Here is a 26,156-nt window from a genome sequence, read left to right on the forward strand (position 1 = left end):
ACCACGAAAGCCACACACAGACACCACTATGTGACGCGACGGATGCGTCGACGACTGGGTTCTGAGGGGGAACGCCGGCGTCGCGCAAGGGGGTGCGTCCGCTCCAGGAGAGGCGTGCTCACCCCTGCCCGGGGAGGGGACTTCACCGCATGAAGCGGACTTTACGCACCACCGTGCTCACGGTGGGCGCGCTCATCGCCGCGCTCGGCCTGCCGGCCGGACCGGTCCACGCCGACGACACCACACCCCGCGTCGATCTGCGGGTCCTGGTGGTCAGCGACGGTGGCCCGTCCACCGACGCGATAGCCGCCGAACTCACCACCGCCGGAACGCCGTACACCGAGATCGACCTGACGAGCGCCGACCGGCCCGTGATCGACGCGGGTTTCCTCGCGGACACCGTCGACGGCCGCCCGCGCGCCAAGTACCAGGCGGTCGTGCTGCCCAACGACAACCCGTTCCCGGCCGGCTCAGCCGAGATGACGGCGCTCGCGGAGTACGAGCGGACGTACGCGATCCCCCAGGTCGACGCCTACACCTACGCGCGTCCAGAAGCCGGTTTGCAGTACCCGGTGTACGGCGGCTACTCCGGCAGCCTCGACGGCGCCGAGGCCCGGGTGACCGACGCCGGCAGGGCGGGCCCCTTCGGGTACCTCGACGGCGCGGTGCCCTTCGAGGACAACGACCCCGCCATCGGCGAGAGTTACGCCTACCTGTCGAGGCCCGTCGCGGGAGCCGACTTCACCCCCTACGTCGACGCGGCCGTCCCCGGCGGGTCCACGCGCGGCACACTGGTCGGCGAGTACCGGCACGACGGACGGCGTGAACTCGTCGTCACCTTCGTCTACAACCGCTACCAGCAGCAGTTCCGGCTGTTGGCCCGCGGCATCGTCGCCTGGATGACCGGCGGGGTACACCTGGGTGCCTCGCGGAACTACTTCGCCGTGCACGTCGACGACGTGTTCGCCGCCGACGACCGCTGGAACACCGAGCTCAACTGCACCCCGGGCGACGTCGACTGCGCCGACCCGAACGTCGAGCCCGACCCCATCCGCATGACCCCGGCCGACGTCGACCACGCCACCGCCTGGCAGACCGACAAGGGCTTCACCCTCGACCTCGCCTACAACGGCGCCGGCAGCGTCGACCACCGCCAGGACAACAACGGCGAGGACGCCCTCACCGACAGGTTCATCGCGGAGCGCGACCGCTTCCGCTGGATCAACCACACCTACTCGCACCCCTTCCTCGGCTGTGTCCAGGACACCGGCGTGGTCCCCTGGAGATGCGCGACCGACGCCGACGGCTCCACCCGGTGGGTGAGCCGCAACGACATCTCCGACGAGATCGCCACCAACCGCGTCTGGGGCCGGACGGCCGGACTGCCGCTGGAGGACGGCGAGTTGGTCACCGGTGAACACTCCGGCATGAAGGTGCTGCCGCAACAGCCCGAGGACAACCCCAACCTGGCGCTCGCCCTCGACGACAACGACATCACCTGGCTCGGCTCCGACAACTCCCGCGAGCCCACCCAGCGTCAGGTCGGCCCCGCCACGACCGTGCCCCGCCACCCGATGAACGTCTTCTACAACGCGGGCCGGGCGGCCGAACAGGTCGACGAGTACAACTGGATCTACACCAGCCGCGCCCAGGGCGGCAGCGGCATCTGCGAGGACAACCCCGCCACCACCACCTGCCTCACGGCACCGCTCGACACGGCCACCGGGTACGAGGACGTCATCGTGCCGCTGGAGAAGCGGATCGCCCTCGGCCACGTCCTCGCGGGCGACCCCAAGCCGCACTTCATCCACCAGTCGAACCTGGCCGAGGACCGCATCGCCTACCCGGTGCTCGACGGCGTGCTGGACGGCTACGCGGCCCTGTTCGCCGAGAACACCCCCGTGGTCAACCTGCGGATGAAGGACATCGGAGCCGAACTCCGCCGCAGGGCCCTGTGGCGGGCCGCCGTCCAGGCCGGCGAGGTCACCGCCCACCGCATCGGCGACACCGTCACCGTCGAGGCACCGGACGGCCTGGCGGTCACCGTCACCGCGCCCACCGGCACCACCCTGGCCGGCGCCGCCTTCGGCGACGCCTACGCGGGCGCGGTCTCCGGCTGGACACCCTCCACGGGCGCCCCCCTCGCCCTCGCCCTCCCCACGGCCGCCGGCCCCTCGGCCGCCGCCGCCGACGAGCCCGTCGAGGCCACGGATCCGGCGCCGGACACCCGTGTCCCCGCGGGCGTGAGCGAGAGAGTGCCGTACACCGCGGACACCGACACCGCGGATGACTGACCCGCGGACGACTGACTCCGCGGACGACTGACCCGCGGCACCCGCCCATCGAGCCGTCCCGGACGCGTCACCCGCGGCCGGGACCGGCAGGGCACCACCCCACACCACGGCAGTGGAGCACACCGATGCCCGTTCCCCACGACGCGCGCCGACTCGGCGCGACGCGCGTCACCCTCCTCACCGAAGGCACCTATCCCCACAGCCACGGCGGCGTCAGCGTCTGGTGCGACCAGCTCGTCCAGGGGATGCCGGACCTCGACTTCGACGTCATCGCCGTCACCGGCACCGGACGCGAACCCCTCGCCTGGGACGTGCCCGCCCACGTCCGCCGTGTGCTGTCCGTCCCCATGTGGGGCGACCCGCCCGAGGGCCGCGCGCCCCGGGGCCGCGCCCGTCACCGACTCGCCACCGCCTACGAACGGTTCCTCACCGCCCTGCTCGACCCGGGGGCCGAGGACGGCTTCGCGCCCGCCCTGTACGAGCTGGCCCGGGCCGCGGCGGACGGCACCCTCAGCCCCTTCCTGCGCTCGGACCGGGCGATCGCGCAACTGGCCGCCGTCTGGAACCGCCCCGGCCTCGCCGTCCGCGAGGCCCGGCCCACCCTGCACGACGCGCTCACCGCGACCTCCCTGCTCGAACACGCCCTGCGCCCGCTCGCCGCGCCCTCGCCCGAGACCGGTGTCGCGCACGCGGTCAGCGGGGGCGTCGCCGTCCTCCCGGGCCTCGCCGCCCTCGAACGGCACGGTGTCCCCCTGCTGCTCACCGAACACGGCGTCTATCTGCGCGAGCGCTACCTCGGCTACCGCACCGCCCCCTACCGCTGGCCCGTCAAGGCGGTCGTCCTCGGCTTCTTCCGCCTCCTCGCCGAGGAGACCTACCGCCGGGCCGCCCTCATCACCCCCGGCAACCGCTACAACCGGCTCTGGGAGGAACAGGGCGGCGCCGACCCCGAGTCGATCCGTACCGTCTACAACGGCGTCGACCCCGCCGCGTTCCCGCCCGCCGGACCCGAACCGGAGACGCTCACCCTGAGCTGGGCGGGCCGCGTCGACCCCATCAAGGACCTGGAGACCCTCATCCGGGCGTTCGCCCTCGTCAGGGCCGAACTCCCGGACACACGGCTGCGGTTGTTCGGCGGGACACCGCGCGGCGGCGAGGCCTACCGCGAGCGCTGCGAGGCCCTGGCCGTGCAACTGGGTCACGGCGACGCCGTCACCTTCGAGGGCCGGGTCGACGACATCAAGGACGCCTACGCGGCCGGCAACGTCGTGATGCTCTCCAGCATCAGCGAGGGCTTCCCGTTCACCCTCATCGAGGCCATGTCGTGCGGGCGGGCCACCGTCTCCACCGATGTGGGGGGTGTGCGCGAGGCCGTCGGCGACACCGGGCTCGTGGTACCGCCGCGCGACCCGGAGGCGATGGCGCGGGCCGCGCTGGAACTGCTGGGCGACCCGGCGCGCCGCCGGGCGATGGGGGAGGCGGCCCGGCTCCGGGTGATCGAGCAGTTCACCCTCCGGCAGACCATCGACACCTTCCGCGCCATCTACCTCGAACTGCCCACCCGGGCAAGGCGGTCGACGACCGTCGAGATCCCGGCGAGGGTGCCCGCGACGATCAGCACGGTGGCCGGATGAGCGGCCCCCTGTCACTCGAACCCGGCGGCGTCGAACAGGACACCCTCGCCATCCGGCTGGCCGACCGGCGCCGCCCGCGCCGCCGCCCCAGCTGGGCCCTCGGCGACGACACGACCCTCACCATCCGGCTCCCGCACCAGGGCCCCGACGAGGAGGCCGTCAACGAACTCGCCGCCGAACTCGCCGACCGCGTCGGCCCGGCCGTCCACCCCTACGAAGTGGCCGCCCTGCTGGAGGCTGAGGGCCTGTCCGCCTCCCTCATCAAGGAACGCTACGGCCACCCGAACCTGTTCTCGCTGGCCTCGGCCCTGTACGAACGGGTGCCGAGGACATTCCCCGAACCCGCCCCGGCCGCCGACCCCTGGCGCCCGGACACCGTGCGCTGCCTGCTGCGAGGCGTCCTCTTCGCCCTCCCCGGCCTCGCCTATCTGCTGACCGCCCCGCTGTGGAACCCCGGCGCCCACGCCCCGGCCCTCATCGTGGCCGGCCTCGTCTCCTGGGCCTGGGGCCAGGCCCTCGGCCACCGCGCCCATCTGCGGATGGCGACCGGGCCGCGCGAAGCGGGCCGTACGCTCCTGACCGGCGCGCCCGCCGGGGCGCTCGTCGCCACGGCGATCGCGGCACTGCCCGCCGACGGCGGCCCGGTGACCCTGGTGGCGGCCGCCCAGTCCGTGTACCTGGGGGCGGCGGGCGTCCTGCTGGTCCTCGGCCGGGAACGCCAACTCCTCGCCGCGCTCAGCCCGTTGATCGCCGGAGCCGTCGTCCTGCCCTGGTGGGAACCGGGCCCGTGGGCGCGCGCCGGACTGCCCCTCCTCGCCCTGCTCGCCACCCTCGCCGTCACCGGCCTGACCCTGCGGGCCACCCTCGCCGCCCCGGCCGTCCCGGACGCCCGCCGCCCCCGCCTGCGGTGGTCCCTGCCGTACGGCCTCTTCGGCCTGGCCGCCGGCGTGCTGGTGCTGCTGGAGGGCCGGCAGGAGCCGTACGCGGTGATCGTGCTGACGGTGAGCATGGGCCCGGCGGAATGGCTGCTCTACCGCTACCGGGGGCTGTCCGTCGCCGCGCTGCGCGCCGTCGCGACCCCCGCCGGCTTCCTGCTGCGCTCGACCGGGATCCTCGCCCTCTGCCAGCTCGCCTACCTGCTGCCGCTGCTGCCCGCGGCCCTGCTCACCGACGCCGCCCCCGCCCCGCTGCTGCTGCTCGCCGCCGTCCTGTGGACCGCGCTGCTGCTGCAGGCCTTCGGGGCGGCCTGGCCGTCGGCCGCGATCTGTCTCGCGGCGGCGGGCGGCGCCGGGACGGTCACCCTGCTGCGCCTGCCACCGGGCGACCTCGCGCTGCCCGTCGGCTGCGCCGTCGCCGCGCTCTGTCTGTCGGCGTGCGCGCTGCGGCTGCTGGGCCGGCCCGCACCGCACGCCTGAACCCCGCGTTCACCCCGACCACCGCACACCCCCCACGTGCCACCCCCCACACCACCGACCGACCGGAAGGACACACCAGTTGACCTCCGCACCGCTCGCCGCCGTCACCGGAGCCGAGGGTTTCATCGGCTCCCACCTGACCGAGGCGCTCGTCGCCGCCGGACACCGGGTCCGGGCCATGGCCCAGTACAACTCCTTCTCCTCCTACGGCTGGCTGGAGACCCTGCACCCCGACGTCCTCGACCAGGTCGAGATCGTCCTCGGCGACGTCCGTGACCCCGGCTCGGTCCGCGGCCTCCTCGACGGCGCCGACACCGCCTACCACCTGGCCGCCCTCATCGCGATCCCGTACTCCTACCAGGCACCGCACAGCTACGTCGACACCAACGTCACCGGCACCCTCAACGTCCTGGAGGCCGTCCGGGCCCTCGGCACACCCCGCCTGGTCCACACCTCCACCAGCGAGACCTACGGCACCGCGCGGACCGTGCCGATCACCGAGGACCACCCCATCAACACCCAGTCGCCGTACGCCGCCTCGAAGGCCGGCGGCGACCGGCTCGCCGACAGCTACCACGCGAGCTTCGACACCCCCGTCGTGACCCTGCGGCCGTTCAACACCTTCGGGCCCCGCCAGTCGATGCGCGCGGTGATCCCCACGGTGATCGGCCAGGTCGCGGCGGGGGAGCGCACCATCACTCTCGGCGATCTGCGTCCCACCCGGGACTTCACCTTCGTCAAGGACACCGCGCAGGCGTTCCTGACCGTCGGCACCGCGCCCGCCGAACAGGTCGTGGGGCGCACCTTCAACGCCGGCACCGGGGGCGAGATCTCCATCGGCGACCTCGTCGCGCTGATCGGCAAGGTCATGGACAGCGAACTCGACGTCCGCGAGGACGAGGCACGCATCCGGCCCGCGAACTCCGAGGTGATGCGGCTCGTCGCCGACGCGAGCCGGCTGACCGCCGCCACCGGCTGGCAGCCCGCCCACACCCTGGAGGAAGGCCTCGCGCACACCGTGGAGTTCTTCCGCGACCCGGTGAACCTCGCCCGCTACAAGACCGGCATCTACAACATCTGACTCCCGTCGGGCCGCGTCGGCGGAGCACGTCCCCGTGCGTCGTCGCGCATCCCCGAAGTCCACCAGTCCACGAAGCACGAAGGAGGAGCACCATGCACGCAGTGATCCTGGCGGGAGGCAAGGGCGTCCGGCTGCGGCCCTACACGACCGCGCTGCCGAAGCCGCTCGTCCCCATCGGCGACCAGCACGCCATCCTGGAGATCGTGCTGCGCCAGCTCTCCGCGGCCGGCTTCACCCACGTCACCCTCGCCATCGGCCACCTCGGCGAGATCATCCGTGCCTACGTCGGCGACGGCTCCCAGTGGGCCCTGACCGTCGACTACGCCCTCGAGGAGAGCCCTCTCGGCACCATGGGCCCGCTGCTCAACCTGCGCGACCGGCTGCCCGAGTCCTTCCTCGTGATGAACGGCGACGTCCTCACCGACCTCGACTACGCCGATGTCCTGCGCCGGCACCGGGAGTCGGGGGCGCCGCTCACCATCGCCACCTACGCCCGCAAGGTCCACATCGACTTCGGTGTGCTGACCACCGACGACAGCAAGGTCGTCGCCTTCACCGAGAAGCCGAGCATGGACTACCGCGTCTCCATGGGGGTCTACGGCGTGTCCCGCTCCACCCTGGAGGGTTACACCCCCGGTCTGCCGCTGGGCTTCGACGAGTTGGTCCTGGACCTGATAAGGGCTCAGAACCAGCCGCACGCCTACGACTTCGACGGGTACTGGCTGGACATAGGCCGTCCGGACGACTACGACCGGGCCAACGCCGAGTTCACCACCCGCAAGTCGCTTCTGCTCAAGGGAGCCTGAGCACCCCATGCGCATTCTCGTCCTGGGTTTCACCGGATATCTGGGCGCCCATGTCGTCGAGGGGCTGCGCGCCCTGCCGGGCGCGCTGGTCCTCGGCGGCGGCCGTGCGCCCACCGCCGACCACGCCGTCGACCTCGCCACCGTCCGCCCCGCGGAACTGGCGAAGACCCTGGCGTCGGCCGCGCCCAACACCGTGGTCAACTGCGCGGGCGCGACCGGCGGCGACCCCGTCACCCTCGCCGAGGTCAACGCCCGCGGCCCCGCCGTCCTGTGCGCGGCGCTCCGCGAGGCCGCCCCCGGTGCACGGCTGGTGCAGCTGGGCTCGGCCGCCGAGTACGGGCCCGGCGTCCCGGACGTCCGGGTGACGGAGTCGGCGGCCACCCGTCCGCTCGCCCCCTACGGCGCGACCAAGCTCGCGGGGACGGTGGCCGTCACCACGTCCGGCCTGGACGCGGTGGTCCTGCGGGTCGGCAACCCGGTCGGCCCCGGGGCGCCGCCCACCAGCCTCCCCGGCCGCATCGCCACCCTGTTCCGCACCGCCGGGCCCGACCCCGAGGCCGTGGTCCCCCTCGGCGACCTCTCCGCGTACCGCGACTTCGTCGACGTCCGCGACGTCACCCGAGCGGTCGTCCTCGCGGCCACGGCCCCCGGCCCGCTGCCACCCGTCCTCAACATCGCCGGCGGCCGCGCCGTCCCGGTCCGCGAGGTGGTGCGGTGCTTGGCCGGCAAGGCCGGTTTCCGGGGACGGATCATGGAGAACGCGACGGGCCCGAGCGCGTCGGCGGGCGCGGGCGGGAGCACGGGGCTGGGCGCGGGGGCGGCCGGCGTGGCTCACGCGGCCGGGTCGGTTCGATCGGCGGACGTGTCGTGGCAGTGCTCCGACATCACCGCCGCCGAGACGGCCCTCGGCTGGCGACCGGCCCACAGCCTGGACGACGCGCTCACCGCACTGTGGGAGAGCGGCGGAGCCGCCGGGAAACGCGGAGCCGACGGGAAACGCGGAGCCGACGGGAAACGCGGAGCCGACGGGAAACGCGGAGCCGACGGGAAACGCGGAGCCGACGGGAAACGCGGAGCCGACGGGAAACGCGGAGCCGACGGGCAACACAGGGCCGTCGGGGAACACAGGACCGTCGGGGAACGGGACGGCGTCGGGGAACGCGGGGGCGGCGAGAAGGGTGTCCGTACGCCGTGAGTCTGCTGATCCCGCTGTACGTCCACCCGGCCGAGGACCCGGGCGCCTGGCTCCGCCTGATCAGGGCGGCGCCCCGTACCTACGCCGTCGTCCTCAACCCCGCGAACGGCCCCGGCGACGTCCCCGACCCCGCGTTCACCGCGGCGGCCGGGGCGCTGCGCGCGGCCGGGGCCCGGCTGCTCGGCTATGTCGACACCGACTACGGGGTGCGCGACCGCGCCGAGATCGCCGACGACGTACGCCGTCACCAGGAGTGGTACGCGGCCGACGGCTGCTTCCTCGACCAGGTGACGGCCACCCCGGACGGCCTGCCCGCCTGCCGCAGGATCGTCCGGGCCGTCCGCCGGCTCGGCGCCGCCACCGTCGTCCTCAACCCCGGCGTCCACCCGGCTCCGGGGTACGCCCGCCTCGCCGATCTGACCGTCACCTTCGAGGGCCACTGGTCGACGTACGTGTCGGCGTTCAGCCGACCGGCCTGGGTCGCCCGCCACCCGCCCGAGCGGCTCTGCCACCTCGTCTACGGCGTCCCCGAGGCACTCGTACCGCTCGCCGTGCGCACCGCGCACGACCGGGGCGCCGCCGTCTGCGGCCCCGTGACCGGCGAACCACCCAACCCCTGGGCCCAGTTGACGCCCGCGCTCACCGGGACGGACCGATGAGGAGCAGGAGACCGGCGTTCGGGTACGTGGCGCTGCTGGCCGCCCTCGTGGCCTCGACGCTGGCGGGCTGCGGGGGCGACCCCGACCCGGATTCCGGCACCACGTCGGGGCCGCGTTGGAAACCCCGGCCCGGTCTCGCCTGGCAGTGGCAGCTGGACGGAAGGGTCGACCCCTCCCCGGACGTGCCCGTCTACGACATCGACGGGTTCGAGAACTCCGCGAAGGACGTGGCCCGGCTGCACCGGGACGGCCGCAAGGTCATCTGCTACATCAACGTCGGCGCCTGGGAGGACTTCCGGCCCGACAAGGACGCCTTCCCCCGCTCGCTGCTCGGCGAGGAGAACGGCTGGGCGGGCGAACGCTGGCTGGACATACGGCAGTTGGACGTCCTGCGGCCGCTCATGGAACGCCGCTTCGACATGTGCCGCGACAAGGGCTTCGACGCGGTGGAGCCCGACCTGGTGGAGGGCTACGGCGACGACACCGGCTTCCCGCTCACCGCGCGGGACCAGCTGGCCTACAACCGCATGATCGCGGACATCGCCCATGAACGCGGCCTGGCGGTGGGCCTGAAGAACGACCTGTCCCAGATACCCGAGCTGCTGGCCGACTTCGACTTCGCCGTCAACGAGGAGTGCGCCCAGTACGACGAATGCGCGCGGCTCTCCCCCTTCGTCGAAGCAGGCAAGGCCGTGTTCCACGTGGAGTACACCGAACCCCGGAGCAGCTTCTGCGCGGAGTCACGTCGCCTCGGACTCTCGTCGATGGTCAAACGGCTGGAGCTGGGGGTGTGGCGGCAGCCATGCTGAGCGCGGGCCGCGCGGCCCGCGTCCCCACGGGTCTCGGTGCGTGAGGGGGAACGAGGAGGAGGAACGGCATGGAGGGGCCGGACGGGATCGAAAGGCGGGTCGCCCGCGTCGACGCCGCCCTGCGGCCGATCGCGGAGGAGCCGGTGGACCTGAGCGACCCCGACTGGGCGGAGAAGACGAGGCAGCGCCCGGACGCGATGGACGCGGCGGGGGTCCGGACGGAGGCGCAGGTCGTCCTGCGGTCCCTGCTCACCGCCTACGCGGACGGCGACGACGAGCTGCGTGCCTCCCTGCGCGGCCTCCTCGCGCGCCACACCGCGTTCCGCTGGGGCGTGCGCCTGCCCGCGGAGCCGACCCCCGAGGGCTTCCGACTGCGTCTGCTCCACCTGTCCGCCGTCGACCAGGGCTCCGACACCCGCGACGAACTCCTCACCCTGCGTGATCTGTGCGAGGACGCCCGGCGCGCGGGCATCGACCTCGGACCCCTCCTGCGCGAGGTCGCCGAGCTGTCCAGCCACGAGGACAAGTACGGCATGGGCTCCCTGCGCGACATCCTCCTGCGCGCCGCCGGTTGACCCCTCCGGCGGCGCCCACCACGACCGCGACGCTGCGTCCTCCTTCGCACACCCGTGCGTGACCTGGCGGTTTTCCTGGGACAGAACCGCGCCCGGGTGGCCCCGTGCTCCTATGGTGGAGATCACAGGCAGGCGACGGACGCTGAGGCGGCGACCATGGCGGAGACGGCGATCGACTACGCGGCGGTGTTCCAGGCGCTGCCGGGCATGGTGGCGCTGCTGACACCCGAGCTGGTGTACGCGGACGCGAACGAGGAGTTTCTGCGGATGTCGGGGCGCACCCGCGAGCAGGTCGTCGGCCGGTATCTCTTCGACGTGTTCCCCGACAACCCCGAGGACTCGTCCGCGGACGGCATGCGGAATCTGGCGGCCTCCCTGGACCGTGTGGTGGAGAGCGGCGAGCGGGACGCGATGGCGTTGCAGCGCTTCGACGTGGAGTCCGCCGAGCGGCCGGGGGAGTGGGAGGAACGGTACTGGAGTCCGGTGAACGCGCCGATCCTCGGCCCCGACGGCAAGGTGGCGCTGCTGATCCACAAGGTGGAGGAGGTCACCGAGCTGATCCGTGCCCGCGAGCGCGCCCCGGGCGACCGGGCCCGGGTGCTGGAGGCAGAGCTCTACACCCGCGCCCGGGAGCTGCAGGAGGTCAACGATCGCCTGCGCGAGGCGCACGCCCACGAACGGGAGGTGGCGCTCGCCCTGCAGAAGGCGATGCTGCCCGCGCCCAACCCGGTCGGACACCATCGCGCGGCCGTCCGCTACCAGCCGGCGACGGACGCGCTGAACGTGTGCGGCGACTGGTACGACCTGGTCAGCCTGGCCGGCGTCGACCGCATCGGGATCGCCGTCGGTGACGTGGTCGGACACGGCCTGGCCGCAGCCTGCGTCATGGGCAAGCTCCGCAGCGCGCTGAGCGCCGCGTCCCTGGTGGCCGACGGTCCCGCCCAGGCACTGGACGCGCTCGGCCTGTACGCCCGCTCCGTCGACGGCGCCGAGAACACCACCGCCGTGCAGACCTGCGTCGACTGGGACACCCACACCATCACCTACAGCAGCGCCGGCCATCTGCCGCCCGCGGTGCTGTGCCGCGACGGCACGGTCGTCTTCCTCGACGGAGCCACCGATCCGCCGCTCGGCGCCCGTCCCGAGCACACCCCTCGCCCCGAGGCCACCGTCGACTTCAGCGAGGGCGACACCCTGGTCCTCTACACGGACGGTCTGGTCGAACGCCGTGACGAGGACATCGACGTCAGCCTCGGCCGCCTCGCCGAGGCGCTCACCCGCCATCGCCGCTCCACCCCCGAGTTCCTCGCCGACGCCCTCCTGCTCGACCTGCTCCACCACGGCCGCGCCACCGACGACACGGCCCTCGTGATCATTCGGCTGTGAGCTGGGCGGCCGGTGCGCGCGCCGACAGCCGTGGGCCGGGCGTCGGCCGGGCGTCGGCCGGGGCACGCCGGGTCAGTCGAGGAAGTCGGCCACCAGCGCGGCGAACTCGTCCGGGTCGGCCAGCCGGACGCCCAGGGTCTCGGCCTTGGCGCGCTTGGAGCCGGCGTTCTCCCCCGCGACGACCAGCGAGGTCTTCTTGGACACGCTGGAGGAGGCGCGTCCCCCGGCGCGTTCGATGAGTTCGTTCATCTGGTTGCGGCTGAGCTTCTCCAGGACGCCGGTCATCGCGCCCGTGACCACCACGGCCATCCCGGCGAGCGGCCCGCCCGCGGCCTCGGGGCCCTCCTCGGCGTCGGCGGCGTTCTCGTCGGCCGGCGCGGGAGGTGTGGCGCCCGGCTCGGTCATGTTCACCCCGGCCGCCACGAGCTTGTCGATGAGCGGGGCGAGTTCGGCGAGTTCGGCCACGATCGACGGGGCCTTCTCGGTGCCGATGCCCTCCACCCTCTGGATCGCCTCGGCGTCCGCGGCGCGGATGTTGTCCATGGTGGCGAAGTACCGGGCGATACGGCGGGACATGGAACGTCCGGTGCCCCGCACCCCCAGCGCGCACAGCACCCGCGACAACGGCCGCCCCTTGGCCGTGTCCAGCGCGGCGAGGAGATTGTCGGTGCTGGTCTCGCCCATGCGCTCCAGCCGGAGGAGCTGCTCCCGGGTGAGGGCGAACAGGTCCGCGAGGTCGGTCACCAGGCCCGCCTCGACGAGCTGGACGACCCGGGTGTGCCCGAGCCCCTCCACATCGAGCTGGTCGCGGCCGACGGCGTACGACAGGGAGGCCACCAAGTGGCAGTTGCGGCCGTTCTCGCAGCGCCAGCGCTGTTCGCCGGTGTCGATGCCGGAGCCGCATCTCGGGCACACCTCGGGAAAGACGATGGGCTGTTCGTCGCCGGTGCGCAGGTGGGCGACGGGGGCCTCCACGCGCGGGATCACGTCACCGGCGCGGTGCACCATGACGTGGTCGCCCAGCCGCAGGTCGCGGCGGGTGATGTCGGCCGGGTTGTGCAGGGTGGCGTACGTGATGGTGGAGCCGTCGATCTCGACGGGCTCCAGCACGCCGCGCGGCGCGATGATGCCGGTGCGGCCGACGTTCCACTGCACCTCCAGCAGCCGTGTGATCTTCTCGACGGCGGGCAGCTTGTAGGCGATCGCCCAGCGCGGGGCACGGGAACCCGACCCGGCGGCCTGCTGGTCGGCGGCCAGGTCGGCCTTGACGACGATCCCGTCGATCCCGAAGGGCAGCCCGGCCCGCAGCGCGGCGATCTCCGTCACCCGGGCGAGGACCTCCTCGACTGAACCGGCGGTGACACCGGGCACGGCCGTACCGGCGGTGGTGTTGACCCCCAGTTCGGCGGCCCGGGTCATCAGGTCGCTGTGGGCGAGTTCGGCCAGCTTGGCGGCGTCGGCGGAGTCCGTGCCCGGCAGCGCCAGCATCCCGTACCCGAAGAACGTCATCGGCACGGTGTAGGCACGCTCCCTGGCGCGCAGGGTGCCCGCCGCGGCGTTGCGCGGGTTCGCGAACGGCTGCCCGCCGTGTTCGGTGCGTATCTCGTTGGCGTGCTCGAACTGGGCGGTGGTCATGAGGACTTCGCCCCGCACCTCCACCGTGACCGGCTCGGCGAGCTCGCCCGGCAGCCCCTCGATGGTGCCGATGGCGTGCGAGACGTCCTCCCCGGCCGTCCCGTCGCCACGGGTGATCAACCGCGTGAGCCGTCCCCGCGTGTAGCGGGCGGCGACCGCGAGCCCGTCGAGCTTGGGCTCCACGCTGAACCGCTCCACGTCGTGGCCGATCCGCCGGGCCAGCGACGCCGTCCACGCGGTGAACTCCTCGCCCGAGAAGACGTTGTCCAGGCTCAGCATCGCCACCGTGTGCGGTACGTCCCCCTCGACCGCGCCACCGGCGACCTTGCCGGTGGGCGAGTCGGGCAGTATCGCGTCGGGATGCTCGGCCTCCCACGCCGCGATGCCGCGCACGAGCCGGTCGTAGGTGTCGTCGTCCAGCGCCGACGTACCCCCGGTGTAGTAGGCGGCCGAGGCCCGCACCGCGTCCTCGACGGCCTGCGCGTAGGCGGCGGCATCCACGATCACTGCAGCTGATGTCGTCATGCCCCCATCCTGCCGCCCACCACTGACAACGCTCCCGAACCGGGGGAGCGCGGGGGCTCAGCCGTTCGGCTGGGTGAAGCGGATGCTGTTGCGGAAGGGGTGGCGCACCCCGCGAGAACACGAACCGCCCGCCGGCCGGAGGGCCGGCGGGCGGCCGGTGTCACGCGGAAGGGCTCACGGCCCGGAGGATCAGACCGCCGGAGCCGGGTACGTCGGGTACTCCACCCCGGAGACGTGCTGGACGACCCGGATGACCTGGCAGGAGTAGCCGAACTCGTTGTCGTACCAGAGGTAGAGGATCGCGTTGTCCCCGTCCACCTTGGTGGCACCGGCGTCGACGATCGAGGCGTGGCGGGAGCCGATGAAGTCGCTGGAGACCGAGTCGGGCGCGTTGGTGAAGTCGATCTGGCGCTTGAGCGGGGAGGTCAGCGAGACGCCCCGGAGGTAGTCGAGGACCTCCTCGCGGTCGGTCTCGCGGCCGAGGCGCAGGCTGAGGATCGCGATCGAGACGTCCGGGACGGGGACGCGGATCGAGCTGCCGGTGATCGGCGCCTTCAGGTCGGGCAGCGCCTTGGCGACGGCCGAGGCGGCACCCGTCTCGGTGATGACCATGTTGAGCGGCGCGGAGCGGCCGCGGCGGTCCGACTTGTGGTAGTTGTCCAGCAGGTTCTGGTCGTTGGTGAACGAGTGGACGGTCTCCACATGTCCGCGCAGCACACCGAACTCGTCGTCCATGGCCTTCAGCGGCGGCACGATCGCGTTGGTGGTGCAGGACGCGCAGGACAGGATCTGCTCGTCCGGCTTGATCGTGTCGTGGTTGACGCCGTGCACGATGTTCGGGACGTCACCCTTGCCGGGCGCGGTCAGCACGACCTTGTCGATGCCGGGACGCAGGTGCTTCGACAGACCCTCACGGTCGCGCCACTTGCCCGTGTTGTCGATGAGGATCGCGTTCTTGATGCCGTACTCGGTGTAGTCGACCTCGGACGGGTTTCCGGCGTAGATCACTTTGATCTCGTTGCCGTTGGCGTTGATCGTGCTGGTCGCCTCGTCGACGGTGATCGTGCCCTGGAACTGGCCGTGGATGGAGTCCCGGCGCAGCAGCGAGGCGCGCTTGACGATATCTTCCGCGGCCCGCCCCCCGCCGCCGCGCACCACGATGGCGCGCAGCCGCAGCCCGTTGCCCGAGCCGGCCTTCTCGATGAGCAGGCGGGCCACGAGGCGGCCGATGCGGCCGAAGCCGTAGAGGACGACGTCGCGTCCCTCCCCGCCCTCGATCTTGTTGGCGCCGGTGGCACCGGCGACGGCCTCGGCTGTGAACTCCGCGATCGACAGGCCTCGGTCGTCGGCCTGGTAGGCCTCGGCGAGCAGACCGATGTCGATCTGGGAGGGGCCGAGGTCGAGCGTGGTGAGGGTCTGCAGGAACGGCAGGGTGTCGGTGACCGAGAGTTCCACGCCGGCGATCTGGCGGGCGAACCGGTGAGTCTTCAGGATGCTGACCACCGACTTGTTCACCAGGGAGCGGCTGTGCAGCAGGACCGTCACGTCCCGCTCGCGGTGCAGCTTCCCGATGATCGGGATCATCGATTCCGCGATCTCCTCGCGGTGCTTCCAGACGGTGAACGAGTCCTCGTTGAGAGTCACAGATTTATCTTTCGAGCTAGGCGGCGCTCATATGCTAAACGGTTGCCGAAAGAACGACGCCACTGGGGTCGGAGCCCGGTGGCGTCTCCCTCGAACGAGTTCAGCGGCAGCTCACGAGACGCGCCAGGACACGGCGTAGGGCTGGGCGAACTGGGTGATCCGGTGGGCGCGCACGACGACCTCCGCGTCACCGGCGGGGACACCCCTCCAGTTGACCTGCTCGACGTTGTTGACGCGGTCGAAGCCGGCGCCCGTGCCCATGTTGCCGTGGCGCTCCTGACCGCCTGCGCGGACGATCAGATCCAGGTCGTTCTGCAGGGCCGCGCCGGGCGGGTCGGTCCACACAAGGGTGACCTTCAGGGTGCGGGCCGCCCCTTGGGGCACCGGCACGCGGAACGAACGTTCGTCGCCCTGCTCCAGCTCCTCCTCGTCGGCGAAACCGGCCCGGTCGTCGTCGCCCGGGAGGACGACCGAACGTTCGAGGTTCACCAGGCCGAAACCAGAGTTGTTGTTGGGGGACGGGCCGGCCTCGCTGGGGTTGTACTGGCCCGGGAGCTCCTCCGCGCCGTTGATCAGCATGGCCTTCAGGAGGGCCGCGCTGGGGTCGGCGGTGCCGTTCCGCACCAGGGTCTCGCGGAGTACGGCCACACAGCCCGCGACGAGGGGGGTGGCCATGCTGGTGCCGCTGAGGAAGGAGTAGGCCGGGTCCGAGGAGGCCCCGAACAGCGACGCGATCGGAGCCACCTGGGAGCGGGCCGAGAGGATCGACGTGCCGGGGGCGACGACGTCGGGCGCTATCCGGCCCTCCTGGGTCGGCCCGCGGCTGCTGAAAGCCGCCATCCCGGACGGGTTGTCGGCCTGCGGGTCGTCCCGGATCGGATTGGCCGGGAAGGCGACGATACTCAGGTCGCCGTACGTCAGCGGGATGCCTGGCCGTTTGCTCTCGCTGGCGCCGACCGTGATCGTGTTCTTGGCCCCTGCCTGTCCGCTCACCGAGGACTGGTTGATCCGGCCGTCACGGTCCCGGTCGTGCCCCTTGTTGCCCGCCGAGAAGCAGATGACGAAGTTCTTGTGGTCCCAGACCATCTGGTCGGCCTCGAACGCTCTGCTGTCGTACGGCAGGCTGGGGGACTTCGGCCCCCACGAGTTGGTGTGGATCCTCGCCCCGCGCTGGAACGCGGGCTCGAACAGGTCGCGCAGATCGGTCGGGACTCCACCGAGGAAGCCGCCGTCGTCGAGGAGCGACTGCAGAATCAGCTTCGCCTCGGGGGCCGTGCCGGTGACGGGGCCGCCCATCGAGGGGGAATTCCCGTTGCCGAGGACCGACCCCGCGACATGGGTGCCGTGGCCGTCCGGGTCGTCCGTCGCCTGCGAGACCGGGCGGCCGAGGGCGGCCAGGTGCTGGACCCGGCCGGTGAAGGCGGGATGCACGTTCGTCGTGGAGCCGAGGTCGAAGCCGGTGTCGGCCACCGCCACCACTTGCCCCTTGCCCCGGAAGGACGTTCCGTTGAGAGAGATCTTGGCGTGCATCAGCGTCGCGGCGACGCTGTTGTGCAACACCAGCTCCGGGACTTCCTCGATGTGGCGCACCTCGTCCAGCGCGGCGAGTGCGGCAAGTTCCGCTTCCTGGACCGTCAGCCGCACCTTGTGGCGGTTCGTCTCGATGCCGTCGGCGGAGGCGCCGACCGCTCGGGCGATCTGATCCCGTACCGCGCCGTTCGTCGTGTCGATGTCGTCGTGCAACACGACGTCCACGGTGTGCGTGCGGGACGAGGTGGCCTCGACGGGCTCGGCCAGCAGGGCGAGGGCGGGCTGCAGCCGGTCCGGCCTCAGCGACGGAGCGATCTTGAATCCATTGAGATACACGTCGGCCCACGCGACGAACGGCAGCGCGCGCACCGCCTCCAGGTCCGTGGGCCGGTAGCCGCACAGGTATGTGCTCTCCGGAACATATTCGTGGATCACCACGCCGAGCGCCGCGAGCTGTTCCTTCTCCTCCGCGGTGGGAGGACGCGTGGTCTGCACGAGCAGATAGTTGGACTGCGAGGCGTCCTCCGACACCAGGGACGCGGCGGCCAGTTCGGCGGACTGCGCCAGAGGGTCGACGCTCACGCCGTTGATGGTGATGCGAGCCATGAGGGACTCCTTGAGGGATGGGGTCGGTCGGGCGGGTGGTTCAGGGCCAGACTCCGGAAAAGTCGATCTTCTGCGCCCACTCCGGGTGGTCTATCAACGGGTTGCGGACGCCCTGCAGTTCGGCGATGGCGGCGTTGCGATGGCGTTCGTACTCGCTCACCGGCTCGCCGGCGTGCCAGGCCAGCAGCGTGGGCAGCCGGCTCTCGGGGAACTCGGTCCGGACATCACCGACCAGGCCCGGGTAACGAAGCAGGAAGTAGAGGGTGGCGCGGGCCACCGCTCCCTTGCCGGCCTCCGGCTCGAAGCCGATCACGGCCCGGTCGGAGCCGACGGGGTCGCGCATCCCGCATTCCTCCCGTTCGACTTCCATGAAGTTCGGGAAGTCGAAGTAGGCGAAGTTGTTGCGGAAGCTGTTGCACGCGACCTCGCAGGCGAACAGATGGTGGAGGTCCCCGCGCATGGGCTCCTTGTGCGCGAACCACGACTGCGGCACCACGTGTTCGCAGTTGAACGGCATCGAGGCCTCCAGCGCGTCGAACTCGGCCTCGAACTCCGCCGGACCCGCCGCGCGTTCCCGCTCGAAAAGTTCCTGAACGCGGGCCAGTCGTGCCTCCGCCACGGCCGCGTCCGCCCTGATGAACTCCTCGGGGGAGAAGTCCTTCCCGGAGTAGATGCTGCGAAGCCGGCCATCTCTGTGCAGGTCGACCCAGGGATAGACCAGGCGGTTGGGCCGGTACTTGGGCCGGGGGGAGTGGGTGTCCTCCAGCAGTTCGGTGAGCGCGCGGCGCAACGCCTCCGCGTCGCCGGTGTCGATGCCCGCGTAGTAGGTGTCGCGCGCGGCGGCATCGGCCTGCCGGTCGTAGTACGGCCGTTCCCGCCCGAGGCGAAGACTGATCAGAGCGGCCTCCATGTCCCTCTCGACCGCCGACGCACCGTCCGGGGGTGACGGCGGTGCGGGTGCGAGGAAGGGCGCGGGGGTCGACATCGGCGTCACGGGATGGGCGGACAGGTCGAGTCCGACGCTGATCCTCAGGGGGACGGTGAGGTGGGCGATGCCGTCGGTCACCTGGACGCCTGTGCCGTCGGTGCCGGGCGGTCCCGCCACCCCGTTCACCGAGGGCGGGGACGGGGCGGCGGGCCGAGGGGTGCCGACCGGTGCCGTGACCGTCTCACCGGTCGGCCCGGCGGTGAGCACCTCGTCGCGCAGGCGGGCCGCCGTGCCGGTCAGGCTGATCGTGCTCAGCGCGCGCAGTATCCGGCTGACGCGCACCCCTTCGTTGGCCACCCAGGCCACTCGTTCCTCGCCCATCTCCGGAGTCCAGAGGGTGCCGTCGACGCTCAGGGGGCGGCCCTCGGCGTCCGTCTTCGGGACGGCCGAGTGGTGCAGTGCGACGACCTCCCACTGGTCGTTGAAGACCGGCGCACCCGACGAGCCCCGAAGGGTGTCGGTCGTGGAATGCAGGAACCGGTCCAGGATGTCGACGACCTGGTTCTCCCGCAGCGCCACTTGCTTGGGCTCGCCTCCGGGGTGCTGGATGATGTTGACGAACTCCCCCAGGACGATCTTGCCCTGCTCCTCGCTGAGGGGCAGCAGGCCGAAGGAGGAGAGGGCTTCGCCTCGGCCTCCGTGCTCGGCCACCGCGACCAGGGTGAAATCCAGCTCCCGGTCGGTGACGAAGAACCGCTGCGGCTCCAGCTGGAACACCGCAGGTACCAGGGGGCGGCCGTCCACCCCGGCCTGCAGAGCGAACGCGACGGTGCTGCGGCGTGCCTCCTCCTGACTGCGCAGCACATGGTTGTTGGTCAGCAGCAGGGAGGGCGAGACCATGAAGCCGGTGCCGTGGCCGCCGCCCGACCCACTGAGGGTGATCCGGCCGACCGAGCGGGCCACCAGCGCGCCCTTCTCCAGGAACGCGACCGGGGTGAGGTTGTTGCGCCCGATCAGGCGCTCCAGCCCCAGCATGCCGCTGCCGAAGTGTTCGGGCGGCAGCCGCAACGTGCTTCCGGCCGTCGTGCGGGGCTCGGTCGGTTCCCGGTCGATGGCCCGGGCCTGGGACCAGTCGGTGCCGAGGCGGTTCAGCCGCCTCTCGACGCGCTCCGGTTCGTCGGCGTACAGCACGCCGCGGGTCCGGAGCAGTTCTTGATTGCGCTCCCGCCGCTCGGTTCGTTCCGCGAAGCGGTCCGCGGCCCTCGTCAGCTGTGACAAGTAGCCGGATTCCGTGGGGGAGAAGAGTTCCGCCGTCGTCATGGGTCCGCCTCCCAGGTGAAGGGGTGGGGAGTACGGCGCGCCACACCACGAGTCGTGAGCTGAGCGATGCCTCGTCGGGGTGGGTGCCGAGGCGGCCGTGCGTGAAGAGCGCGGCCGGTGAGAGGGCTCCGTGCGACCACCGGGCCCCAGGCGGGGACCGGGAGGGAGACGGAGCCGGAGTCGTTGCGGACCCGGGCCGGGGCGAGTGTTCCGGCCTCGTACGGAAGATCGCGGACCGGCCGTCGCGGCGCGGTTCCGGGCGCCACGCCCTGGGGAGCGCTGCCCGGCACACGTCTCGGTGAACCGGTCCGCAGTCGCGCGCGGACCTCTACAACTCCTGCGAGGAGCCGTCGAGTTGACCCGTCACCCGGGTGGTCCCGGCCGCTCCTCGTGTTCGCTGCCCCCTCTTCCATGCTGACAGCAAGGGCAAACGCGTGCAAAAGGGCTGACATGTTCCCCGTCGGAGATCATGGCCGACTCCGTCGTCCCGGACCGGCCCACCGAGCGCCCCGAACCGGCTCAGGCGCCGCCCTCGCGTAGCTCGTCACGGGTCTGCAGGGCCGCCAGCGCCGCACGCGACGTGACGCCGGTCTTGCGGTAGATGCGGGAGAGGTGGGTCTCCACCGTGCGCGGGCTGAGGAAGAGCCGCTCGGCGATGGCGGGACTGGTCAGGCCCTTCGCGACGAGGGCGGCGATCTCCCGCTCCCGCGTGGACAGCACGGCCAGCTCCACGGCCGCGTCCCGCGACGGCGCCGCGACGCCCGCGACCACGCCCGCCCCCGCCGCCTTGGCCGAGCCGGTCCCCGGCATCCCGCCCTCACCCGCGCCGCGTGCCGTCACCTCGCCGCCCGGTCCGTTCGTCTCCGCCTCCGAATCAGCTTGCGCCTCCGCCTCGGTGAAGACCGCCGGACGGATCGCCTCCGCGAGGCCGGTCAGCAGGTGGGCGCCGGCCTCGCCGCTCAGCCGTACCGCACGCTCCCACATGGCACGGGCACGGGCGGGGCGCCCCGCCGACGCGGTCAGCGGCGCCCCCATCAGCAGGGACTGCGCCTCCCACAGCCCGCCCCGGCCCCGGGCCGCCTCCTCGGCGGCCTGCTCGAACAACTCGGCCGCGGCGGCCGGATCACCCTCGGCCAACCGCACGTGCGCCCGGCTGCGCAGCGCGGACGCCCGCTGCGCCACGAGATCCAGCCGCTCCGCCTCTTTACGGGCGCGCTCCGCCCACTGCCGGGCCTCGCCGTGGTCCCCGGTGAGCACGGCGGCGGAGACGAGGACCTCGGTGAACAGGGGCCGCATGCCCGGCTGCAGACCGGCGAGATCCTCTCCGCCCGCCCGAAGCAGGGCCGCCCGGGCCCGCACCGGATCACCGGAGTGGAGCGCGGCGAACCCCAGCACGCACCACGCGATGGACGCCCACCAGCCGGTACCGGCGCCGGCCCGGGCGACGGCCTCCTCGGCCACGGCCACCGCGCCACCGTCACCCGGCGGTAGCGCGGGGACCAGCGCCTGAGCCTTGGACGCCAGGACGAAGGCGAGCAACTCGTCGCTGCCGATGCCCCGGGCTATCGTCTCCGCCTCCTCCGCGAGTTCCAGGGCCGACGCCAGCCGCAGTGTCATGACGTGGAGATGGGACAGGCAGAGCAGCAGATGCGGCACCACATAGAGCAGACCGCCCCGGCGGGCGATCACGAGACCGCGCTCGGCGTGCCGTTCGGCGTCGGCGTAGCGTTCCAGGAACGCCTCCGCCCAGCTGAGCCGGGCCAGTGGTTCGCACAGACCCGCGAGATCCTGGTCGGTGAGGGAGTCGATGAGCGCGGCCGCCCGGTCGGTCGCCTCGGCGGCGGCCTCGGGGATGCCCTCGTACGTCTCCCCGAGCGCGGTGACGGCGAGCGCGCCCGCCTCCGCCACCTCGTCGCCCAGCGACCGAGCCAGCTCCAGGGTGCGGGCCACGTCGTCGCGTACGTCCGGGTACGGGCTGGCGTGCGGTGCGGACGAGCCCAGCTCCAGGCCGAGTCGGACGGTCTCGGCGGGGGAGAGGTCGGCGCCCCGGGCCAGTTCGCGGCGGAGCAGGGCCACGGCCTCCGGGTACCGGCCGAGATGGCGCTCCATCACCGCGCACAGGGTGACGGCCAGGGCCCGTGCGCCGTCATCGGTGCCCGGCGGAGACAGGCTGATCACCTCGTGCAGCAGGTCCCGGCTCTCGCGCAGCCCGCCACAGGCGCCGAGCGCCTCGGCCCGACGCAGCATCAGATCCCGGCGCAGCATGCCGTGCACCGGCCGCTCGGGCAGATGCGCGAGGGCGACGCCGAGCCAGTGGGCGCTGCTCGCGGGCGCGGTCGCGGCGGCCTGCCGGGCGGCCTCGGTGAGCACGGTCACGGCGTGCGGGTCCCAGCCGGTCAGCGCCCGCTCGACGTGGTGCGCCCGCTCGCTGACCGGCGCTCCGATCCGGGCCAGTTCGGCGGCGGCGAGGCGGTGCATCCGGGTGCGCAGGGTGGGATCGGTGGTCTCGTGGACGAGGGACCGTAGCACCGGATGCCGGAGCGCCCAACGGCCGTCGGGCCCCGGTCGCGCGAGATCCCGGGCGGTCAACTCCCGGAAATCCGCGTCGAGTTCACGCTCTGGGCGACCGGTGACGGCCGCCACCAGAGCGGGTGCCGCGTGGTCGCCGAGCACGGCCACGGCCTGGACCGTCCGCCGCTGGTCGTCGGTGAGCGGAGTCAGTTCGTCCAGCAGCAGCGAGCTGAGCCCCGCCGGCCTGCCGGCCTGGAGCAGGGCGAGGAAGTACAGCGGGTTTCCCTCGCTGGCCGTGTACAACTCGGCGGCGAGACCGGCCGGGCGGTCCGGGGCCAGCGCCGCGAGGCAGGCATCCCGGTCCAGCGGGCCCAGTTCGACGCGGAGCACCGTCCCGGACTCCACACCCCGGGTGAGGGCGGCGACGAGCCGCGGCGCGGTCTGCCGTTCCCGCCGGGCCACCACGATCGCCACGGGGGCGCGCCGCGGCGGATGCCGGACGAGATGGTCGAGGAGCTCCAGGGACGCCGGGTCCGCCCAGTGCACGTCGTCGAGGGCCACCACGAGGCCGGTGCCGGTGCGCGCGATCCGGGCCAGGAAGGCCGCCGCCGCGCGTTGCAGGGCGAAACGGTCCATGGTGTGGACCTCGGCGAACGGGGACGGGATCCCGGTCTCGCTGTCGAGGTCGGCGAGGGCGTCGGCGAGGGGCTGGTAGGGCAGGTGCCGCTCGTACTCGGTCGCCCGGCCGCGCAGCACCGTCATGCCCCGGTCCCGCGCCCGAGCGCAGAACTCGGCGACCAGCCTGCTCTTGCCGATGCCCGCCGCGCCGGTGACATCCACGACCGCCGGGCCGTGGCCCGTCCCGCTCAGGCCGTCCAGTACGTCGGTGAGGCGAGCCAGCTCGGTCTGCCGGCCCACCAGCGGAGCCACGTTCCACGGCAATGCGATTCCCCCTGAAGCGGGCCCGGGGCCGTCCCGGGCCGATCCGGAGGTTCATGAACCCGAACCCACCGGTCGATTCCGAGGATTGTACGTAGGTCCCGACATGTCCCCGGTCCGCTCCGGCCCCCCCTCGGACGGGTCAGTCGCGGCCCGAGCCCCGGTAGAGGTCAAGCTCTCCTTCCAACTCCACGGCGAGGACGGTCGCGTACGGGTCGAGGTCGGCCTCGGCGGGCGCGTCGATCCAGGTCACGCCGGGTACCGCGTCGAGGCCGCCGATCACCCGGTGGCCCAGCTCGGTGCCCGTGCCGAGGACGGTGACCTTGGTGACGGGGTTGCGCAGCCCCCGTACCGCCACGGACTCACGCGGCACGTCGAAGCACGTCAGGTACAGGGTGCGCCGGTCGGCGGAGAGCGTGCTCGGACCGTAGTGGTGTCCTGCGGGCAGTCCGGCGGCCGTGCCGTACACGGCGTCGGAGTGCCGTCGGATCCATGCCCCGAGCCCTTCCAGCCGCTCGACCTGTTCGGCGGGGATCGTGCCGTCCGCCCTCGGTCCGACGTCCAGCAGCAGATTGCCGCCCATGCCGATCGTCTCGGCGAAGTAGCGCACCAGCTGCCGTACGGATTTGTGGTTGTGGTCCGCGTGCTGGAAGCCCCATGAGTCGTTGATGGTCAGACACAGCTCCCACGGGCCCTCGGGTGCTTCGAGCGGCACGCCCTGTTCCGGGGTGGCGTAGTCGCCGTAGGAGAGCATGCGGGCGTTGAGCACGGTGTCCGGGTTCTCCCTGAGGATCAGCTCGGCCAACTCCCGTATCCGCCACTGCTGTTCGGTGCGCTCCCACTCGCCGTCGAACCACAGCAGATCGGGGCGGAACCGTTGGACCAGCTCTCCCACCTGGCCGTCCCGGTAGGCGAGGTAGCGCTCCCAGGCGGCCGGGTCCTCCTCACCGGGTGCGGCGTGCGAGTAGGGATTGGCGTCGTTGCCGCCCGGGTGCTCGTTCGTCCACAGGTCGATCTCGGGGTGGCGGACACTGGCGTAGTCGGGGTGGTTCCAGTCGGAGTGCGAGTAGTAGAGGCCGACCTTGAGGCCCCGCTCGCGCAGCGCGTCGACGTACCCGGTGATCAGGTCCCGGCCCGCCGGCGTGCGGTGGACGACGCCCAGGTCACCTTGGGCGGTGTCCCACAGGGCGACGCCGTCGTGGTGGCGGGCCGTGAGCACCGCGTACTTCGCACCCACCCGGGCGAACAACTCGGCCCAGGCGGCGGGGTCGTACGCGGACGCGGTGAAGCCGTCGAGCTGTTTCATGTACCGCTCGTGCGTCACCTCGCCCCAGTAGAAGGACCAGGACTCCGGCACCCCGTCCACGGCGTAGATGCCGTAGTGGATGAAGATGCCCAGCTTGGCGGCGGGAAACCAGGTTTGCATGGTCATGCGGCCACGCTAGGCGCGGGCCCCTGGCGGGCGCGTGGCCAAGGGTCACCACAACTGGTTGATTTTCACTCCCTGCGCGGCGCGGAAGATCGGGACGGACGGGCCCTGTCGAAGCGACCGCACCCGGCGCGGTGAGGCTCGCCGGGCCCCTCGGGCCCTCAGCGGTCCCTCGCGCCCCATATGCATCGGTCGGGCAGAGGAATGCCCGCCTCCCGGTCGGGTACGCGAGGGGCGCAGCACCCGGGACGGATGCCGTCCCGGGCGGCCTTTCCGCTACTACCTGGGATCTTGTGATGGACATACCCGCCAATGGCAGCACCCCGCCTCAGGCCGCCTCGCCGGCCCAGCGCGCGCTGACCGCGCTCGCCTTCGACACCCATGACACGGCCGCGCTCCACACGCTCGCCGACACCGATGTGCTGATCCCGGTCCCGGACGACGCCGACGAGGCGGCCGTGAACGATCCGACGGCCGTGGCGCTGCCCGTGCTGGAGCAGCCCGGCGGCGAGCAGATCGTGCCGGTCTTCACCTCGGAGCCCGCGATGGCGGAGCTCCTGCCCTATGTGTCGCGCTACCGGCTGGTACCCCTGGGCGCCCTGGCCTCCCAGTGGCCCGCCGACGCGGACCTCTCCCTCACCATCGACGCCGGCTCCCCGCACGGCCTCACCCTCGACGCCCACGACGTGGGCACCCTCCTGGGAGGCCAGGGGATCTGACCCGCAGGGACCACTCGCCCGACGGACGAGGGGACGGCCCTCACGGCGTTCCCACAGGCCCGAGGGCGGGGTCAGTCCTGCCGCAGCATGCGGGCCAGAACGGCACGCTGCAGGGGCTGGACCTCCGTGTGCAGCCTGCGGCCCTTGTCCGTCAGGGTGACCCACACACCGCGCCGGTCCTCCGCGCACACGGACCGCTCCACCAGGCCGTCCTTCTCCAGCCGGCCGATCAGCCGGGACAGCGCGCTCTGGCTGAGGTGGACCTTCTCGGCGATGTTCTGCACCCGGCACAGGTCCCCGGCCGCCGTCGCCGCCGCCATCCCGGACGCGAGGACGTCGAGGACCTCGAAGTCGCTGGCGCCCAGCCCGTGCGGATGCAGCACGCGATCGATCTCGCACATCGTGCGGGCGTGCACGGACAGGATGTCCCGCCACTGGTCCTCGAGCCGGACACCGGTCGTGTTCGCTGCCATATGTGCACGGTAACAGAGGGCGAACCGATCGTTGTCCGTGCAA

At 72.3% G+C, this 26,156-nt stretch carries 17 protein-coding genes and 1 pseudogene; 11 read left to right on the plus strand and 7 right to left on the minus strand.

Going from position 1 to position 26,156, the window contains the following annotated elements; all coding sequences use genetic code 11:
• The first annotated feature begins 149 nt into the window (after positions 1 to 149).
• From RM704_RS12190 to RM704_RS12235, 10 genes and pseudogenes are all read left to right on the plus strand, one after another.
• Positions 150 to 2,294: a hypothetical protein gene (locus tag RM704_RS12190; protein WP_033525782.1), complete on the plus strand. Its 2,145-nt coding sequence runs from the start codon at positions 150 to 152 to the stop codon at positions 2,292 to 2,294.
• A 125-nt stretch (positions 2,295 to 2,419) separates the two neighbouring features.
• Positions 2,420 to 3,928, plus strand: coding sequence for a GT4 family glycosyltransferase PelF (gene pelF, locus RM704_RS12195; protein ID WP_033525783.1), 1,509 nt, complete (start codon positions 2,420 to 2,422; stop codon positions 3,926 to 3,928).
• Positions 3,925 to 5,343: a hypothetical protein gene (locus RM704_RS12200; protein WP_033525784.1), complete on the plus strand. Its 1,419-nt coding sequence runs from the start codon at positions 3,925 to 3,927 to the stop codon at positions 5,341 to 5,343. The genes pelF and RM704_RS12200 overlap by 4 nt, the downstream gene beginning before the upstream one ends.
• A gap of 79 nt (positions 5,344 to 5,422) precedes the next feature.
• Positions 5,423 to 6,424: a GDP-mannose 4,6-dehydratase gene (locus tag RM704_RS12205; protein ID WP_033525785.1), complete on the plus strand. Its 1,002-nt coding sequence runs from the start codon at positions 5,423 to 5,425 to the stop codon at positions 6,422 to 6,424.
• Positions 6,425 to 6,516: 92 nt separating this feature from the next.
• A complete protein-coding gene (locus RM704_RS12210; RefSeq protein WP_033525786.1) occupies positions 6,517 to 7,230 on the plus strand; it encodes a nucleotidyltransferase family protein in 714 nt (237 codons plus the stop codon).
• Positions 7,231 to 7,237: 7 nt separating this feature from the next.
• Positions 7,238 to 8,206 (plus strand): annotated as a pseudogene (locus RM704_RS12215) (NAD-dependent epimerase/dehydratase family protein); the annotation flags it as partial.
• 215 nt (positions 8,207 to 8,421) lie between these two features.
• Positions 8,422 to 9,084 (plus strand): spherulation-specific family 4 protein, encoded by a 663-nt coding sequence (locus RM704_RS12220; protein WP_033525787.1) that lies wholly within the window; start codon positions 8,422 to 8,424, stop codon positions 9,082 to 9,084.
• Positions 9,081 to 9,893: an endo alpha-1,4 polygalactosaminidase gene (locus RM704_RS12225; RefSeq protein ID WP_052145888.1), complete on the plus strand. Its 813-nt coding sequence runs from the start codon at positions 9,081 to 9,083 to the stop codon at positions 9,891 to 9,893. Before RM704_RS12220 ends, RM704_RS12225 begins: the two co-directional genes overlap by 4 nt.
• Positions 9,894 to 9,961: 68 nt before the next feature.
• The gene (locus tag RM704_RS12230; RefSeq protein WP_033525789.1) at positions 9,962 to 10,468 is read left to right on the plus strand and encodes a hypothetical protein; all 507 of its coding nucleotides are present in this window, start codon (positions 9,962 to 9,964) and stop codon (positions 10,466 to 10,468) included.
• Between the two features lie 156 nt (positions 10,469 to 10,624).
• Entirely contained in the window at positions 10,625 to 11,854 is a 1,230-nt protein-coding gene (locus tag RM704_RS12235) for a PP2C family protein-serine/threonine phosphatase (protein WP_033525790.1), read from the plus strand.
• A 72-nt stretch (positions 11,855 to 11,926) separates the two neighbouring features.
• Here RM704_RS12235 and ligA read toward each other — a convergent pair whose 3' ends face one another.
• The 6 genes from ligA to RM704_RS12265 all read right to left on the minus strand — a co-directional run bounded on the left by ligA (position 11,927) and on the right by RM704_RS12265 (position 24,924).
• Complete coding sequence (gene ligA, locus RM704_RS12240; protein ID WP_033525791.1) at positions 11,927 to 14,014, minus strand: NAD-dependent DNA ligase LigA; 2,088 nt, start codon at positions 14,012 to 14,014, stop codon at positions 11,927 to 11,929.
• Positions 14,015 to 14,203: 189 nt separating this feature from the next.
• The gene (locus RM704_RS12245; RefSeq protein WP_033525792.1) at positions 14,204 to 15,658 is read right to left on the minus strand and encodes a glyceraldehyde-3-phosphate dehydrogenase; all 1,455 of its coding nucleotides are present in this window, start codon (positions 15,656 to 15,658) and stop codon (positions 14,204 to 14,206) included.
• A gap of 111 nt (positions 15,659 to 15,769) precedes the next feature.
• Positions 15,770 to 17,794 (minus strand): S8 family serine peptidase, encoded by a 2,025-nt coding sequence (locus RM704_RS12250; RefSeq protein ID WP_033525793.1) that lies wholly within the window; start codon positions 17,792 to 17,794, stop codon positions 15,770 to 15,772.
• Between the two features lie 40 nt (positions 17,795 to 17,834).
• Positions 17,835 to 20,042 (minus strand): endonuclease, encoded by a 2,208-nt coding sequence (locus tag RM704_RS12255; RefSeq protein ID WP_033525794.1) that lies wholly within the window; start codon positions 20,040 to 20,042, stop codon positions 17,835 to 17,837.
• 519 nt (positions 20,043 to 20,561) lie between these two features.
• Entirely contained in the window at positions 20,562 to 23,495 is a 2,934-nt protein-coding gene (locus tag RM704_RS12260; protein WP_311590531.1) for a helix-turn-helix transcriptional regulator, read from the minus strand.
• A gap of 139 nt (positions 23,496 to 23,634) precedes the next feature.
• Complete coding sequence (locus RM704_RS12265; RefSeq protein WP_033525795.1) at positions 23,635 to 24,924, minus strand: alpha-L-fucosidase; 1,290 nt, start codon at positions 24,922 to 24,924, stop codon at positions 23,635 to 23,637.
• Between the two features lie 293 nt (positions 24,925 to 25,217).
• Between RM704_RS12265 and RM704_RS12270 the strand changes: the two genes are divergently transcribed.
• A complete protein-coding gene (locus RM704_RS12270) occupies positions 25,218 to 25,640 on the plus strand; it encodes an SseB family protein (protein ID WP_033525796.1) in 423 nt (140 codons plus the stop codon).
• 71 nt (positions 25,641 to 25,711) lie between these two features.
• On the opposite strand, the gene RM704_RS12275 is transcribed toward RM704_RS12270, so the two are convergent.
• Positions 25,712 to 26,113, minus strand: coding sequence for a MarR family winged helix-turn-helix transcriptional regulator (locus RM704_RS12275; RefSeq protein WP_033525797.1), 402 nt, complete (start codon positions 26,111 to 26,113; stop codon positions 25,712 to 25,714).
• Positions 26,114 to 26,156 lie beyond the last annotated feature (43 nt).

This window comes from Streptomyces gottesmaniae (genome assembly GCF_031845845.1).
Taxonomy (GTDB): Bacteria; Actinomycetota; Actinomycetes; order Streptomycetales; family Streptomycetaceae; genus Streptomyces; species Streptomyces akebiae.

Bases quoted from the DNA above. Each gene is read 5' to 3' on its own strand.
- RM704_RS12190 (WP_033525782.1), top strand. From the start codon at position 150: ATGAAGCGGACTTTACGCACCACCGTGCTCACGGTGGGCGCGCTCATC.
- RM704_RS12250 (WP_033525793.1), bottom strand. From the start codon at position 17,794: ATGGCTCGCATCACCATCAACGGCGTGAGCGTCGACCCTCTGGCGCAG.
- RM704_RS12200 (WP_033525784.1), top strand. From the start codon at position 3,925: ATGAGCGGCCCCCTGTCACTCGAACCCGGCGGCGTCGAACAGGACACC.
- RM704_RS12235 (WP_033525790.1), top strand. From the start codon at position 10,625: ATGGCGGAGACGGCGATCGACTACGCGGCGGTGTTCCAGGCGCTGCCG.
- RM704_RS12225 (WP_052145888.1), top strand. From the start codon at position 9,081: ATGAGGAGCAGGAGACCGGCGTTCGGGTACGTGGCGCTGCTGGCCGCC.
- pelF (WP_033525783.1), top strand. From the start codon at position 2,420: ATGCCCGTTCCCCACGACGCGCGCCGACTCGGCGCGACGCGCGTCACC.
- RM704_RS12230 (WP_033525789.1), top strand. From the start codon at position 9,962: ATGGAGGGGCCGGACGGGATCGAAAGGCGGGTCGCCCGCGTCGACGCC.
- RM704_RS12270 (WP_033525796.1), top strand. From the start codon at position 25,218: ATGGACATACCCGCCAATGGCAGCACCCCGCCTCAGGCCGCCTCGCCG.
- RM704_RS12265 (WP_033525795.1), bottom strand. From the start codon at position 24,924: ATGACCATGCAAACCTGGTTTCCCGCCGCCAAGCTGGGCATCTTCATC.
- RM704_RS12255 (WP_033525794.1), bottom strand. From the start codon at position 20,042: ATGACGACGGCGGAACTCTTCTCCCCCACGGAATCCGGCTACTTGTCA.
- RM704_RS12210 (WP_033525786.1), top strand. From the start codon at position 6,517: ATGCACGCAGTGATCCTGGCGGGAGGCAAGGGCGTCCGGCTGCGGCCC.
- ligA (WP_033525791.1), bottom strand. From the start codon at position 14,014: ATGACGACATCAGCTGCAGTGATCGTGGATGCCGCCGCCTACGCGCAG.
- RM704_RS12275 (WP_033525797.1), bottom strand. From the start codon at position 26,113: ATGGCAGCGAACACGACCGGTGTCCGGCTCGAGGACCAGTGGCGGGAC.